This window comes from Acinetobacter sp. AR_0276, from assembly GCF_003000705.1.
GTDB lineage: Bacteria > Pseudomonadota > Gammaproteobacteria > Pseudomonadales > Moraxellaceae > Acinetobacter > Acinetobacter nosocomialis.
The window spans coordinates 2665640-2681003 of the sequence record NZ_PSQO01000004.1 but is presented as its reverse complement, the minus strand read 5'-3'; the positions used below and the strand labels follow the sequence as shown (position 1 = coordinate 2681003).

Here is a 15364-nt window from a genome sequence, read left to right as displayed (position 1 = left end):
ACAAAAAAAACATGGGGTCTGATACAAATTTTCTGACTTTTTTGTAACTGCCAAAGCCTTATATAGTAAGGCTTTGAATATATTCAATTTGACATTATTAACATCTAATCAGTGACTTCATTTTATTAAAATGAGCCAATAAAAAACCCAGCTTAAGCTGGGTTTTTCACATCATTAAATTTGAGACTGAATATAATTTTGCAGGCCAATCAGTTCAATTAAACGCAACTGTTTTTCAAGCCAATAAGTATGGTCTTCTTCAGTATCTGATAATTGTTGACGTAACATGTCACGACTAATGTAGTCGCCTTTTTCTTCACAAAGTTTAATACCTGTCGCTAATTTTTCACGCACATGATATTCAAGTGCTAAATCAGCTTTTAAGCAAGATACAACGTCTGTACCAACATTGATATCTTCACGGTGCATGTTTGGTTTGGCACCTAAAAACAATACACGACGAATGATTGCATCGGCATGAGAAGCTTCTTCTTGCATCTCATGGTCAATACGTTCATAAATCTTATTTAAGCCCCAATCTTCATACATACGAGAATGGATTAAATATTGATCACGGGCAGCCAACTCTCCGCCAATGAGCATATTTAAATAGTCTATGACTTCTGGATTGCCACGCATAATAAATCTCCTATCGTATGAGTCTATTATGGGCAAACTTAAAAATGATTGCAAAATAAAAAATAGTTAAGTTTATGATTTTTATCAAATTAAAATGAGAAACATACGCATTTGCAGTTTAAGTTATTTAAATTTCCTTTGCAAAAAGAAACGCTTGTCCGATTTATAAGCTCAGACAAGCGTTCAAATATGGCATAAACCATCAATTTATAAATTTGTAACTAAAATCAATGGTTCTTATTTCGCTAAGTCTTTTAGCTCAAAGTCTGCCCATAACTCGCCATGAGTGATAAGAAATCTGTTTCATTCATGACAGGAATACCTAATTTCGCAGCTTTTTCTAATTTTGAACCGGCTTTTTCACCTGCAACCACACACTTCGTTTTGCTTGATACGCTACCGCTTACGCGCGCCCCTAATGCTTGTAGCATTTGAGTGGCCTGATCACGAGTCATTTGCTCTAATGTGCCTGTAAGTACCCAGCTTTCACCATTTAAGGGCTGGCGTGTTGGTGCAGTTGGCGCATCCCAATGAATACCCGCGGCAATTAAACGATCAAGTACTTCAATGTTATGCGGTGCCAAGAAGAAATCAGCAATCCACTCTGCTGTAATATCCCCTACATCTGGGGTTTTCTTCAAAGCTTCTACATTCGCAGCTTTAAGGGCCTCAAGCGTTTGGAAGGTATTTGCTAACATTCTAGCCGTTGTTTCACCTACTCCACGAATACCTAAGGCATAAATAAAACGTGCTAGAGTTGTTTTCTTACTTGCTTCGATCGCATCTATTAAGTTCTGTACTGACTTTTCTCCCATTTTTTCAATGCCCAACAGTGTTTCTCTGTGTTCATGCAAATGGTAAATATCAGCCACATCTTTAAGTAAATCGAGACGTAATAAAGATTCTACCCAACGATCTCCCAAGCCCTCGATATCCATCGCTTTACGCGATACAAAGTGACGAATGGCTTCAATACGCTGTGCAGCACAATATAAACCGCCTGAACAACGTGCAAGAGCCTCACCTTCAGGCATCACTACAGGCGAAGCACATACTGGGCAGGACTCTGGTAAATGAACAACTTCTGCTTCAGCAGGACGGAACTCTGGCCAAACTTTTTCTACTTTAGGAATCACGTCACCCGTACGATATACACTTACCGTATCGCCAACACGTACATCTAGACGATGAATTTCCCCAATATTATGCAACGTGACATTAGAAACAGTTACACCACCTACAAAAACAGGATTTAAGCGTGCTACAGGGGTCAAAGTCCCTGTACGCCCTACTTGCCAGTCAATCTGCTCAACAGTCGTAAGAGCAGCTTGAGCTGGGAATTTATAAGCAGTTGCCCAGCGTGGTTCACGACTTAAGAAACCAAGCTGCTGTTGCTGTTTTAGGTCATCAACCTTCACCACCATGCCATCAATTTCAACTTGCAAGTTTGGACGCTCTTGCTGAATTTGCTCATAGCGCTGCTGTACTTCTTGAATTGAATTACACAAGTACTGACGCTCAGCAATTTGGAACCCAAGTTCCGTTAACCATTGCAAGCTATCATGCATAGTGGTGAGGCCATGATTTGGTTCACATTGTGCAATTCCATACGCGTAAAATGCCAAAGGTCGGCCAGCAGCAATATTCGGATCAAGTTGTCTTAAACTTCCTGCAGCTGCGTTTCGAGGGTTAGCGAAGGTTTTTTCCCCTTTTGCTTCCTGATCGGCATTGAGTTTTTCAAAACCAGACTTCGGCATGAGTACTTCACCCCGTACTTCGAGCAAGCGCGGAATTTCGTATTTTTCTGAATGCAGAACTTTAGGTAAGTTACGAATGGTTTTAACGTTTTGAGTAATATCTTCGCCAGTTTCACCATCCCCACGAGTTACACCACGAACCAGTACGCCATTTTCATACCATAGTGAAATTGCAAGACCATCGAGTTTTAACTCAACTTCATATTGTACTTTCTGGTTTGGTAGTCGCTCTTCTACACGGCGTGCAAATGCAAATAAATCTTCTTGATTAAATACGTTACCCAGTGAAAGCATTGGCACCACATGCGTCACACTTTCGAATTTTGAAAGCGCTTGACCACCTACTTTCGTTGTTGGTGAATCGGCTTGTACAAGTTCCGGATACTGCTCTTCTAAAGCTTTTAACTGATGAAATAAATGATCATATTCACTGTCCGAGATTGTCGGCTGATCCATGACATAGTAGGCATGGTTATGCTTTGCAATCAGTTGAATAAGCTGACGCATCTGTTCGATCACGGAAGTTATTGCCATTATTTTATTCACCATAAAAAAGGGTGGAAATTTCTCCACCCTGAGCTGCGACTAGATATTTTACAATTATCGCAACCTATACCAAAAATTTAAACTAGGCTGTTGCCTGTGCTGGACGATAATCAATCACATGATGGCGCCAATGTTCTTTTAACTGTGGCGTAAACTCAAGGTTATTTTCATCATAAACCTTACCATCAATTTCACGAGCAATCAGGCCTGCAATACTGGTCATCATGTCAAAACCTGTCACGGCTTTACTGTTTGGAAGTGCAAGGAAAAATGCCAAGCCTTGAACTTGTTCAGCAGATAAAGTTTCTAAATCGAAACCAGCAGGACCATTATCGGTCATACGAAGTACAGAGAACATGAGTGCACTTGGTTCATCTGTATTTTCATAACGATGGAAACAAGACATTTCACCGTAACGTAAACCATATTTTAAAAGTACTTTCAGTGCTTTATCGCCCGATAATGCACGGCGCGGATTTGGATAGACATTTAATGCAATAATCTGTTCAGCCATTGCCAACGCACTTTCGTCGTCAAAACGCTGTTGCTCATGTAGATGTACATCCAGAATATTACTTTCACCTTCAAATTCGGCAATTTCAGCCGTTTCAATATTTGGGTTTAAACTTAATTCTGGCTCAGTTTTCGGCTGCTCTTCTGCAACTTTTTGTTCTGATGAGCCAACAACTTCTGGTTCAGCAGAAACGGTATCAGTTAACTCAACTGAACTATTTTCACTTACAGTTGGGCTAACAGTATTTTCTTCAGCTTTAACTTCTTCTACTTCTACTGGCGTATTTTCAACGGGTACTTGTGTCTGGACTGTTTGAGCTTGGGAAGCCTGTTCTACTTCTTTTGTTTCCTTTTCTTTTGGCTGTTCCTGCTCGTTTAAAGTTGGTTCCACGCGTTCAGCAACGGCTGCTGACGTAACAGCAACTTCTGGCTGTTCAAGTTGATCTCGCACATGACGAGGGATAACTGGTTGATTACTTTCAGGATTAATATGTAAATCACTGTCTAGCGAGGGTTCAGCATGGTTCGGCTTTTTTAAAATCATTCTTAAGCCAATTAGCATGATAATAATGGCAACAACGATGCCAATAATCGTATTGATTTCCATTCTATGACTCCGAAACTAACCCGTATTCTTTTGCCTGTTCTAAATTGACAGTGACTAATTTTGATGTACCCGGTTCAGGCATGGTTACACCCAACAAGTCAGTTGCCATGGTCATCGCCAGCTTATTATGTGTAATGTAAATGAATTGTACATGTTCAGAAAGCTCTTTTACCAAATTACAATATCTCTGTACATTCGCATCGTCGAGTGGAGCGTCCACTTCATCGAGTACACAAAACGGTGCCGGATTTAACCTGAAAATAGCAAATACTAATGCTAACGCTGTTAACGCTTTTTCTCCACCGGAAAGTAATGCTAGAGAACTGTTTTTCTTACCCGGTGGTCTCGCCATGAGCTTAACCCCAGATTGCCAATCATCCTCAAGACTTAAACTGGCTTCACCGCCATTAAAAACTTTTGGAAATAGATTTTGTAACTCTTGATTAATCTGATCAAAAGTCGACATAAACAACTTACGGGTTTCTTGGTCAATGCTTTTCATCGCATCTTTTAACTGAGTTACCGTATTTTCCAAGTCTTGAATCTGATGGCTCAACTCATCAAAACGCTGAGAAACTTCTTCAAACTCTTGTGAAGCAGCTAAGTTAACTGCACCGATTTTTTCAAACTGTTTCTGTACTTTTTCTAGTTTTTGCTGGTGTTCAGTTAAATCTATTTTCAAGCCCGTTTGAAGCTCGGCATTTAACTCTTTGAGCTGTTCTTGATAATGTTCACGATCCGACTTGGCTGCTTGCCATGCTAAACGTTTGGCTTCAAGCTGCTCTCTAAGCTTTTCATCTTGCTGTTGGTATTGATGGCGTTGGTCTGTAAGCGTTTGTTGCTTCTCTTGGACACTATTAAGCTCAATCTGCCATTCATTCCATGTCTTTTGCAGCTTTTCGGTTTGAGCAAATTGTTGTTGAAACTCTGACTCAAGGTTTGGCAACTCTAACTGAATAGGGTCAACAAACTTTTTCGCCTGTTCCATTTGCGCTGTAATTTGTTGATATTGGCTCTGCAAGAACGAAATATCTTTTTCAAGTAACTCAATCTGTTGAGTTGTCTGCGTACTATTACGGCGTAAAATCTCACGTTCTTGTTGTTGCTGTTGCAAGACTTGTTGCTGTTCTTCAAGCTGCTCTGTTAATTCTTCTACCTGAAATTGCAAAGTTTTATAGTCAGGTAAAATGGTTTCAAGCTTCATTGCCAATGCATGCAAATCAATTTCCAGATCATCTTTTTGCATCGCATCTTCTTCAAGCTGCATGTCTAATTGAGCGAGTTGATCTTTCAATTGTTGTTTTTGCAATAAAAATGCTTGTGCTGCGGTTTGCTGTTTAGCAATTTGAATATCTAGCTGTTGCAAGTCTTTTTGTTTTTGTTTAATGGTTTGTTGTTTCTGCTGTAAGTCAGCTTGTAGCTGTGTAAGTTTTTCTTTTTGCTGAACTACCGTTTCATCTAATGCTTGTAATGCTGGTTGCTGCTTTTGAAGAACTTGTTCAATTTCGTCTAGACGAATACGATGACTGAGCATACCTTGCGCACTTTGACTTTCGTCATCATACATAAGAGCAATTACCCAATCTTGCCCAACATGATAACCATCTAAAGTCAAAATAGACTGGCCATATTGCAGTTGCTTTTGTTCATTTAATGCATGAGATAAATCTTGTACAATCGCTACATTTGAGAATATTGATAGCTGTGGTGATGCAATCCAATCATTCAAGCAAGACAGGTTCCCCTTAAATTCGCTTGATTGCTCTGAAGGTTTTAACTGACGAGCAATTCCTTCCTGAAAGGCTTGTTCAGTTTCAACAATATGTGCCAGTAACCATTTTGCTAAAAACTTTTCAATAATTTGTGCGTGTGGTTTGCCCTGCTCTGTTAACTCTAGAGCCTGCATTAAACGTAGCGTATCTTGATTTTGCTTTGGACTTTGTTTAGCAACAAGCTGGTTTAAGTTTTTCTGCTCAGATAATAAAACCTGTATTTCAGTTTTCAGTACTTGTTGCTGATTTTTAGTTGCCTGATGCGCTTGTTGAGACTGTTCAATCTGTTGCACAAACTGCTCAATTTCAGCTTCTAGCGTTGAGATTTCACGACAAAGCTGCTGCTGTAGTTGTTCAAGCTCGCCTTGTTCATCTTCGTGTACTTGCGATTGGATCTGGTTTGCTTGATGTTGCAGTGTTTCTTTTTGCTGTTCAATGCGCTGAACATTTTTGCCTAATTGCTCGATTTGAGCAGACATTTGCATTTTTTGCTGCTGTTGTTTTTCAACCTGAGCTTTTACTTGCTCAAATTGTTGCTGTGCTTGCCGCTGCTGTGATTGTAAACCGGCAAAATTTTGCTCTGCTTCAGCTGCTGTATGCTCAACTGCTGTTAAAGCTTCATTTTGTTCTTCTAACTGACTATTCAGCGTTTCAAGCTGTAATTCAGAAAGCTGTAAACGCTCTTTCGTTTGAGCTTTTTGTTGTTCCAATTGAACAAGGGTTGTACTGTTTTGCTGAAATAAACTCTGTTTTTGTTCCAGAGTCATTTTCAGCTCAGATAATTTTTTTTCGGCTTGTTGCCATTCTTGTTGTAGTGGTGAAGATTGCTGAATAAGTCGCTGAAATAAAGCACTGGTAGATTCTAAATCATGTTCAATCGTACTTAATTCTGAACGAACTAATTTAAAAGTTTCCCCCAGTTCGTTCATTTGAACGGTATATTCTTCTTGTAGGCGTACACTTTTCTCTGCCTGAAAAGACAAAATTTCAATTTTTAGGGTACGAATCTGGTTTTCTAAGGTTTTATATTGAACCGCAGCTTCTGACTGGCGTTTAAGCGTTTTAAGCTGCGATTTTAACTCAAACGCAATATCTTCCAAGCGTGAAAGGTTTTGCTCCGTATGTTCAAGGTGTTGCAAGGTTTCGCGGCGACGTGCCTGATAACGGGAAACACCTGCCGCTTCTTCAATAAAAATACGCATTTCTTCAGGTTTGGCATCAACCAAGCGGTTAATCATGCCTTGTTCAATAACTGCGTAAGAGCGTGGCCCTAAGCCTGTTCCCAAGAAAATGTCAGTAATATCACGGCGGCGACAACGTGTACCATTTAAGAAATACTCAGATTTACCTTCGCGAGTCACCTGACGACGAACTGCGAGCTCATTATAAGCGTTATAAGCTCCACCTAATTTGCCATAGGTATTGTCAAAACGCAGTTCTACACTGGCAACACCCACTGGTTTACGCTTGGATGTTCCGGTAAAAATAACATCTTGCATGCTACCACCACGCAGCTGACGAGCGTTTGACTCACCCATCACCCAGCGGATCGCATCAATAACATTGGATTTGCCACAACCATTTGGACCAACCACTGCTGTGCGGTTCGCCTTAAAATTTAAAGTTGTACTATCTGCAAAAGATTTAAAGCCGGAAAGTTTTAAACTGCTTAAACGCATAATGCCCTAACTAGCGGCGTGAGCGTCTCGCCCAAGCCAATTCAATCTGTTTCATTCGTGTCAGCGATTCCAACACAAGGTTACGTAAGTGTCGACAAAAATCTTCCATAAATAAAGCGGCTTGTTGTGATTTTCGGATCAAAATTGCATCAGTCACGAGTTTAAATAATGCAAACGCTTCTTGCAGTTCCCTTTTAGAGGTATTTAGCGTCAAAAAATAACTACGACGTAATGATGGTAATAATTCTTTATAAAATTTCATTAAATAAGGATTACCGACCATATCTTGTTGTTCAGCAAGATATTGGAAAATAGCATCGTAGAATTTTTCGATATCGCCTGCTTTTACATGCTCAAGAAGCTGTTCTAACAAGAGCTGTAATTGATCAGCTTCATGGGCGCGCCATGTTTCACTGATGCGTTGTACAATATGCCCCAATAACATCATATTTGTATCAAATAACGCTTTGACCTGTTGTGCCGACATTTCCGAAACAATTGCACCACGTCGCGGAAAAATTTCAATGAGATGCGTACGTTCAAGCAATAATAATGCTTCACGAACTGACCCCCTGCTTACATCAAGCTCTTTCGCAATACGAAGCTCTTGTATGCGTTCGCCTTCGACCAATTCGCCGCTAATAATCTGTTCGCTAATATATTTGACAATTTGCTCAGAAAGACTCTCTGTCTCTTCGAGATTCATAAATCACCCGCTACTTTTTATATGCATTAATCCATGCTTTTCTTTCGCATCCTTGTTTTTAACTGATCCCATCCATTAAAAACTATGTCATTGTCTGACAATTTTATTGCATTTTAAGCCAACCCACCCAAAATCCATACAGAAATCGGATGAAAAACTCACCTTTAATCTTTTCAAGTCTTCAAATAAAAAAAGCTTAAACCGTGAGAGTCTAAGCTTTCTTTTCTATATATTTTTAATAAAACGTTTTTAATTCGTAAAACCTTTATAAATAAAGTAACTGCCGACCACGACTAACAAGCAAGCAAAGCATTTTTTTAGCATTTGTGGTGACAATGCGTGGGCAACCTTAGCCCCAAGTTTAGCAGTGACAAAACTCATGACACTAATACCAATAAAAGCGTAGATATGGATATATCCAATCGTATTAGGTACAGAAATGTGCTCTTTAGCACCAAACCACATAAAGCCAATTGCACCCGCTACAGCAATAGGTAAACCACAAGCGGCAGAAGTCGCGACTGCTTTTTGCATGACTACACCATGACGGTTTAAATATGGAACAGTTAAGCTACCGCCTCCAATACCAAAAATTGCAGAGGCGATACCAATACCACCACCTGCCATAAATTGCATAGGTGTTGAAGGGAGCTGACGTGTTGGGTCAACAACCACATTTGCGCCTTTAAACATGCGATAGGCCATCACAACTGCAAACACACCAATCAGAAGCTGTAAATGCTGACCAGATAAAAGATCGGCAATGCCTGCGCCTAAAAATGAGCCCAGCACAAGACCGGGTGCTAGATTACGAAAAACAGGCCAAAGAACTGCACCTTTTTTATGATGGGCAGAAACAGAACTAAAAGACGTCACAATAATGGTTGCTAAGGAGGTTCCGACTGCAATATGCATGATTACTGCCGGGTCATAGTGCAACTGGGTAAAAACGACATAGAGGATTGGTACAATAATTAGTCCACCACCAACCCCAAACAATCCGGCAGTAAAACCAGCAATTGCGCCAATGAGTAAATATATGATTAACTCCATAAATGTTTTACCACTCTGCTCATATTCAACATGGATTTAGAGACTCGCCAACTACAACAACTTTTAAGCGCAAAAAACCAGCTTCCAGAAGTGGTTTTATTAAAAGCAACCACAACTTCGACCAATGATGATATTCGTGAAATTGCCCAAAAAGGCATTACAACAGGCTTGGTTTGCAGTGCTCAACAAACTCAAGGGCGAGGTCAACATCAACGGCAGTGGATTTCACCTGAAGGAAACATTTATTTAAGCACATTGGTGCAAACTCGAACACCCTTAGATGGTCGCTTAGCACTTGAAGTTGCTCTAAATATTTTGCAAATCCCGCAGTTGCAAGCTTTGAGCTTACAAGTGAAATGGCCAAATGATTTGTATAGTGCGCATGGGAAATGGGGTGGAATTTTGGTCGAACCACTTTCTCAGCATCAGGCTATTGTAGGCGTGGGTATTAATTTAAAAACACCACCAGTGACTGATAGTGACCAGCCAATCACCTCTTTAGAAGATTTAGGTCTAGAGCAAATGAGTCGGCTTGAACTCATTTCAGAACTCTATGTGGCAATTCAAAATGCAGCTCGCTGGTTTGATCATGGTTGCTACAACTTGGCAGGTCGTTTTAACCATCATGCAGCTTGGTTGAATCAGTTAGTTCAATTCGAACATAGTCAAGGATTGGTACATGGCCGTTTTGTTGGAATTTCTAATGAAGGTGCGGTCATTCTTGAAACTCCGGAACCACAGCAGTTTTATCAAGGTCGTTTAAGACCACAATCAACTCAGTAATCAGGTATTTTCCCCATGAAAAGTTTATGGCTTGATATCGGAAACACCCGTTTAAAATACTGGATTACTGAGAATCAGCAAATTATTGAGCATGCAGCTGAGTTACATTTGCAGTCGCCTGCCGATTTATTACTTGGATTAATCCAACACTTTAAGCATCAAGGTTTACATCGTATTGGGATTTCTTCGGTTCTCGATACCGAAAACAATCAGCGTATTCAGCAGATTTTAAAATGGCTTGAAATTCCTGTTGTTTTTGCCAAAGTTCATTCGGAATATGCAGGCTTACAATGTGGCTATGAAGTCCCGAGTCAGCTCGGGATTGACCGCTGGTTACAAGTATTGGCTGTTGCAGAGGAACAAGAAAATTATTGCATTATTGGTTGCGGAACAGCGCTCACGATTGATTTAACCAAGGGCAAACAGCATTTAGGCGGTTATATTCTACCTAATTTGTATTTGCAACGCGACGCACTGATTCAAAATACCAAAGGTATTAAAATTCCCGATTCAGCTTTTGATAATCTGAACCCGGGCAATAACACAGTCGATGCAGTGCATCACGGTATTTTGTTAGGTCTTATTAGTACGATTGAGAGCATCATGCAGCAATATCCTAAAAAGCTGCTCCTCACAGGTGGAGATGCTCCTCTTTTTGCTAAATTTCTACAGAAGTACCAGCCAACTGTTGAAAAAGATCTTTTGCTTAAAGGGCTACAACAATATATTGCTCATTATCCTAAAGACTAAAATACAGAACAAAATAAAAGGCGCTCTAAGCGCCTTTTATTTTATGGTTTTATTTCTTTTGGTCGTTGTTACCAAACAGTGGTCCCATACCGCCACCACCGCCAAATTGTTTTTGCATATTGCCTAATGAACGCATCATTTTGCTCATACCAGATGGATTCGCAAACTTCTTCATCATTTTAGCCATTTGCGCTTGTTGCTTAATAAGCTTATTCACTTCAGCAACATCCATACCACAACCTGCCGCAATACGTTTTTTACGACTTGGGTTCATCAGGTCTGGGTTACGGCGTTCTTTAACAGTCATCGATTGGATAATTGCTTCCATTTTTTTGACTTGTTTTTCAGGATTCGCTTGCTCAATCGCTTGCTGGATTCCTGCACCGCTCATGCCAGGCAACTTGTCTAAGAAGCCCATCATGCCGCCCATTTTTTTCATTTGCTCAAATTGCATCAGCATATCTTCAAAGTTGAAGCTACCGCCTTTTTGCAATTTTTTCGCCATTTTTTCGGCTTTTTCTTTGTCGATTTTACGTTCAACTTCTTCGACTAAAGAAAGTACGTCACCCATACCTAAAATACGTTGAGCAACACGATCCGGATGGAATGGCTCTAAGGCATCAAGCTTTTCGCCCATACCCAAGAACTTGATTGGCTTACCAGTAATCGCACGTACAGAAAGTGCCGCACCACCACGCGCATCACCATCAGTTTTAGTAAGAATCACGCCCGTAAGTGCCAAAGCATCGTTAAATGCTTTAGCAGTATTTGCAGCATCCTGACCTGTCATAGCATCAACCACGAACAGAGTTTCAGTCGGCTTAACTGCTGCATGCAATTCTTTAATTTCGTCCATCATGTCTTCATCGACATGTAAACGACCTGCTGTATCGACAATCAACACATCGGCAAACTGGATCTTTGCCTGTTCAATTGCACGGTTAACGATATCAATAGGCTTTTCAGAAGGATCTGAAGGAATAAAGCCTGCACCAACTTCTACTGATACAGTTTCTAACTGTTTGATCGCTGCCGGACGGTAAACGTCGGCAGAAACGGTCATTACTTTTTTCTTTTGACGTTCTTTTAAGAAACGTGCCAGCTTGGCAGCAGTTGTAGTTTTACCTGCACCTTGTAAACCAGCAAGCAATACAACAACTGGAGGCTTAGCACTTAAATCCAGTGTTTCATTTGCCTCACCCATCATCTTGGTGAGTTCGTCATAGACAATTTTTACAAATGCCTGGCCTGGAGATAACTGGGTCATCACTTCTTGGCCCAATGCCTCTTCCTTAACTTTCGCGATAAATTCACGAGTTACAGGTAACGCGACATCGGCTTCAAGAAGAGCCATACGTACTTCACGTAAGGTATCTTTAATATTGTCTTCGGTCAGCTGCCCTGAGCCAGTAACATTTCTTAAACTCTGCGTGAGTCGTTCTGTTAAGGTATCAAACATTGCAAAATCCGCTTAAAATGGCTAGTTGCAAAAAAATCTTTCTCGAAATAGAAAATTTATGCATAGAATGCTATAGGATACTTTAGTTCGCAGCGAATTTATATCTTATCTAGATGAATTAATCCTGAAAAAGGTTTGACATGATTAGCCTCCCCTTGGTTTACACAATTTTGGCACTCATCGCATATACCACTTCTTTCTGGTATCTGTTCATACGTTTAATGTCAAAACGTGAACCAAACCCATGGTTATTTGCTCTTGTTACGACCTTGGCCCTGCTACTGCACGGCACAGTTCTATGCCATGCAATGCTCACGCCTTTAGGAATTAACTATGATGTTTTTAATTTAGTCTCTTTTACATCATGGCTTATGTTGTTGTTAAGTTTAATTTTTAGTACTTTTCGTCCGATTGTACCTTTAAACTTATTAGGCATTCCTGTAGCAGCCATTGGTCTTATTTTAGGTTTTGCATTTAGTAAACCAAATCAGTTTATTGAACAACACTCATTAGGCTTAGATACGCATATTATTCTTTCACTTTCGGCCTATGCGGTTCTACTCATGGCAACCATACATGCAATCTTGATATGGTTCCAAAACCGTGAACTCAAAAAGAAACAAAAAAAACGCTTCTGGGTCAATTTACTCCCGCCCATTCAGGCCATGGAGTCCTTGTTATTTGATTTAATTATTACCGGTTTTATTTTATTAACCATTGCTCTGGCGTTTGGTTTCTTAACTGTTGATAGTTTCTTTGCTCAGCATCTCGCTCATAAAACGGTATTTAGTATTATTTCATGGATTATTTATGGCTCATTACTCATTGGCCATTACAAACTCGGATGGCGTGGTCAAAAAGCGATTCGTTTTACCCTAATTGGTTTTGCCCTTTTAGCGATCGGCTTTATTGGCAGTAAATTTGTGCTTGAGATGATATTGGGCCGATAAAACAATTAAAATTTCAGCACTACTAGACAGCGTTATATATATCCCGTATAACGCTGTTTTTGTTTTAATCAGGTGACTCAGACTGTGAAACTCATACTCGCTCCAATGGAAGGTTTAACTGACCCGATCATGCGGGATACGCTCACATCTGTTGGTCATTTCGACTGGTGTGTAACCGAGTTTATTCGCGTTACAGACAGTATTTTGCCAGACCATATTTACTATAGTTTTTGCCCTGAGTTAAAAAACGACGGTAAAACAGCTGCTGGAACACCTGTGCATGTTCAGTTCTTAGGGAACAACCCAGATATGCTGGCAGCAAATGCAGCAAAAGTGGTTGAACTAGGTGCTCCTGCAATTGACCTTAATTTTGGTTGCCCTGCAAAAACAGTCAATCGTCATAGAGGTGGTTCCGTACTTCTTGATGAACCAGACGTGGTACATATGCTCATTAAAGCAGTCCGTGATGCTGTACCAGCGCATATTCCTGTATCAGCAAAAATGCGTTTGGGTTATCTCGATGAAAACCACACTATGGAAAATGCCCATGCTGTTGAAGATGCGGGTGCAAGCTGGTTAACTGTACATGCGCGAACGAAAGCAGATGGTTATACACCACCAGCTTATTGGGAAAAAATTCTACCTATTAAAGAAGCTTTAAAAATTAATGTGATTGCTAACGGAGAAATCTGGACCAATGCCGATGCTAAAGCCTGTCAACAACAATCTGGTTGTGAAGATTTAATGATTGGCCGTGGTGCTGTGACAACTCCCGATTTAACACAATGCATTCGTAATAATATGGATGAGGCATTATTTAGTTGGGAGCAACTGGTTGACTTACAAATTCGGTTTTTAAATGGTCAAGCAAAAACAGAAATTGGTATGGTTGGTCGTTATAAGCAATGGCTAGGTATGATGACCAAAGCCTACCCTCAAGCCAAAGAACTGTGGGACCAAGTTAAACGTATTAAAGCTTTAGATGAAATTGTTCAAAAGTTAGAACAAACCAGCTCATCACATAGCTAATTACTTAAAATTTATAAAAGAGGGCGGTTGTTTAGACAATCACCCTCTTTTTTGTATTTCAGGTTCAGTGATTATTTTTAAAACCCGCTTACTTTCATTTTAAAGTCGGTTACCGAAGCACCCGTGACTCCAAAACTCCCCATAGACCCATTAGGTAAATTATTAAACGTTGTTGGACTTTGTATTCCCGCATTTCCTAAAGTTATATTGTTAAGGGATGCGTCAAATTTACTAGAGACACCCGTATTGCCAAAAGTTAGCCCCGTCGGGTCAACTCCAGCATAAAACCCATCAAGAACAAATCCTGTAGATGAATTTGTTCCCGCAAATTTAAACCCAAAGTTAGCGCCAGTATTATCAGACACTAAAGTAATTGGACAACCAGATGCAGCAGAACAAATCGATTGAATAGCTCCACCAAATTTGACCATGACAGACTGGGCAGCATGCCCCAATTGAATGTTTAAACGAGGTTTATTGGTCTGTACAAAGTTAATATCCAAATTTCCGGTAGAGCGAATAAGTTCTTTCACTCCTGTATTTACCGTGGTTCCCGAGCTAAAAATTGATTTGGGTGCATAACTAGTCACCGCATAATCCGAAGGACTAGAAACTGATGTATTAGGCGCTAAATAAACTGAAAATGGTGTAAGCCGAATACCATTGACGTCACTTCCCATTGTGACAGCCAAGTTCACAAAAGGCTTACCTGCACCTGCATCGGTATCTATAGCAATATTGAAAGACGGATTGGTCGATACAGCTGCTTTAATAAATTCTATACTTGGAACAGGATTAGTAGAGTTCCCCGCAATGACGAGACCAGCTTTGCTGTTGTAAGATGTAGATACAATACCATTGGTATCAATCAAGGCCACTTGATTAAATTTAACTTTATCGGCCTGAATGCCTAGCGTTAAACCATTTTGACCCGTCGTTGCTGAAAGACTTTGGTCATCTAAAGGCTGCATCGCAAAAACACTTGAACTACTGGCAAATAATAACCAACAGGCTATATTTTTATTTTTCATGTTGCTCTAATCCTTAAGAGACAAACGTTTATTATTTGTTCAGATTATCAGAATAATAGATGAGTACAAAACAATTATCCCTATAACCCG

General features: G+C 40.1%; 12 protein-coding genes. 4 read left to right on the top strand and 8 right to left on the bottom strand.

Features of this window, described 5'->3' with window-relative positions; genetic code table 11:
* Positions 1-174 precede the first annotated feature (174 nt).
* The 6 genes from ftn to CSB87_RS13625 all read right to left on the bottom strand — a co-directional run bounded on the left by ftn (position 175) and on the right by CSB87_RS13625 (position 9272).
* Positions 175-639, bottom strand: a complete 465-nt coding sequence (gene ftn / locus CSB87_RS13650) for a heteropolymeric bacterioferritin subunit Ftn (RefSeq protein ID WP_001214863.1) — start codon at positions 637-639, stop codon at positions 175-177.
* A gap of 254 nt (positions 640-893) precedes the next feature.
* Positions 894-2930 (bottom strand): NAD-dependent DNA ligase LigA, encoded by a 2037-nt coding sequence (gene ligA, locus CSB87_RS13645; protein ID WP_009499930.1) that lies wholly within the window; start codon positions 2928-2930, stop codon positions 894-896.
* A 94-nt stretch (positions 2931-3024) separates the two neighbouring features.
* Positions 3025-4062 carry a cell division protein ZipA C-terminal FtsZ-binding domain-containing protein gene (locus tag CSB87_RS13640; RefSeq protein ID WP_004888538.1) on the bottom strand — a complete coding sequence of 346 codons (1038 nt, stop codon included), beginning with the start codon at positions 4060-4062 and terminating at the stop codon, positions 3025-3027.
* Position 4063: 1 nt separating this feature from the next.
* Positions 4064-7513, bottom strand: coding sequence for a chromosome segregation protein SMC (gene smc, locus CSB87_RS13635; RefSeq protein WP_004888542.1), 3450 nt, complete (start codon positions 7511-7513; stop codon positions 4064-4066).
* A 10-nt stretch (positions 7514-7523) separates the two neighbouring features.
* Positions 7524-8219, bottom strand: a complete 696-nt coding sequence (locus CSB87_RS13630) for a GntR family transcriptional regulator (RefSeq protein ID WP_001047228.1) — start codon at positions 8217-8219, stop codon at positions 7524-7526.
* A gap of 249 nt (positions 8220-8468) precedes the next feature.
* The gene (locus CSB87_RS13625; RefSeq protein ID WP_004888547.1) at positions 8469-9272 is read right to left on the bottom strand and encodes a sulfite exporter TauE/SafE family protein; all 804 of its coding nucleotides are present in this window, start codon (positions 9270-9272) and stop codon (positions 8469-8471) included.
* Between the two features lie 30 nt (positions 9273-9302).
* Between CSB87_RS13625 and CSB87_RS13620 the strand changes: the two genes are divergently transcribed.
* Positions 9303-10055 carry a biotin--[acetyl-CoA-carboxylase] ligase gene (locus tag CSB87_RS13620; protein WP_004888550.1) on the top strand — a complete coding sequence of 251 codons (753 nt, stop codon included), beginning with the start codon at positions 9303-9305 and terminating at the stop codon, positions 10053-10055.
* A gap of 15 nt (positions 10056-10070) precedes the next feature.
* Complete coding sequence (locus CSB87_RS13615; protein WP_004888554.1) at positions 10071-10805, top strand: pantothenate kinase; 735 nt, start codon at positions 10071-10073, stop codon at positions 10803-10805.
* Positions 10806-10854: 49 nt separating this feature from the next.
* Here the strand turns inward: CSB87_RS13615 and ffh are convergent, their stop codons facing one another.
* Positions 10855-12264 (bottom strand): signal recognition particle protein, encoded by a 1410-nt coding sequence (gene ffh, locus CSB87_RS13610; RefSeq protein WP_004888555.1) that lies wholly within the window; start codon positions 12262-12264, stop codon positions 10855-10857.
* A 140-nt stretch (positions 12265-12404) separates the two neighbouring features.
* Here ffh and CSB87_RS13605 point away from each other — a divergent pair, with 140 nt between their 5' ends.
* Together CSB87_RS13605 and CSB87_RS13600 are read left to right on the top strand one after the other, a co-directional pair.
* Positions 12405-13214, top strand: a complete 810-nt coding sequence (locus tag CSB87_RS13605) for a cytochrome C assembly family protein (RefSeq protein WP_000624644.1) — start codon at positions 12405-12407, stop codon at positions 13212-13214.
* A gap of 84 nt (positions 13215-13298) precedes the next feature.
* Positions 13299-14243: a tRNA dihydrouridine synthase gene (locus CSB87_RS13600; protein ID WP_004888558.1), complete on the top strand. Its 945-nt coding sequence runs from the start codon at positions 13299-13301 to the stop codon at positions 14241-14243.
* 77 nt (positions 14244-14320) lie between these two features.
* Here the strand turns inward: CSB87_RS13600 and CSB87_RS13595 are convergent, their stop codons facing one another.
* Positions 14321-15274 (bottom strand): DUF6160 family protein, encoded by a 954-nt coding sequence (locus CSB87_RS13595; RefSeq protein WP_004888560.1) that lies wholly within the window; start codon positions 15272-15274, stop codon positions 14321-14323.
* Positions 15275-15364 lie beyond the last annotated feature (90 nt).

Excerpts from the sequence above, each read along its gene's own strand:
- ftn (WP_001214863.1), bottom strand. The coding sequence starts at position 639 with ATGCGTGGCAATCCAGAAGTCATAGACTATTTAAATATGCTCATTGGC.
- ligA (WP_009499930.1), bottom strand. The coding sequence starts at position 2,930 with ATGGCAATAACTTCCGTGATCGAACAGATGCGTCAGCTTATTCAACTG.
- CSB87_RS13640 (WP_004888538.1), bottom strand. The coding sequence starts at position 4,062 with ATGGAAATCAATACGATTATTGGCATCGTTGTTGCCATTATTATCATG.
- smc (WP_004888542.1), bottom strand. The coding sequence starts at position 7,513 with ATGCGTTTAAGCAGTTTAAAACTTTCCGGCTTTAAATCTTTTGCAGAT.
- CSB87_RS13630 (WP_001047228.1), bottom strand. The coding sequence starts at position 8,219 with ATGAATCTCGAAGAGACAGAGAGTCTTTCTGAGCAAATTGTCAAATAT.
- CSB87_RS13625 (WP_004888547.1), bottom strand. The coding sequence starts at position 9,272 with ATGGAGTTAATCATATATTTACTCATTGGCGCAATTGCTGGTTTTACT.
- CSB87_RS13620 (WP_004888550.1), top strand. The coding sequence starts at position 9,303 with ATGGATTTAGAGACTCGCCAACTACAACAACTTTTAAGCGCAAAAAAC.
- CSB87_RS13615 (WP_004888554.1), top strand. The coding sequence starts at position 10,071 with ATGAAAAGTTTATGGCTTGATATCGGAAACACCCGTTTAAAATACTGG.
- ffh (WP_004888555.1), bottom strand. The coding sequence starts at position 12,264 with ATGTTTGATACCTTAACAGAACGACTCACGCAGAGTTTAAGAAATGTT.
- CSB87_RS13605 (WP_000624644.1), top strand. The coding sequence starts at position 12,405 with ATGATTAGCCTCCCCTTGGTTTACACAATTTTGGCACTCATCGCATAT.
- CSB87_RS13595 (WP_004888560.1), bottom strand. The coding sequence starts at position 15,274 with ATGAAAAATAAAAATATAGCCTGTTGGTTATTATTTGCCAGTAGTTCA.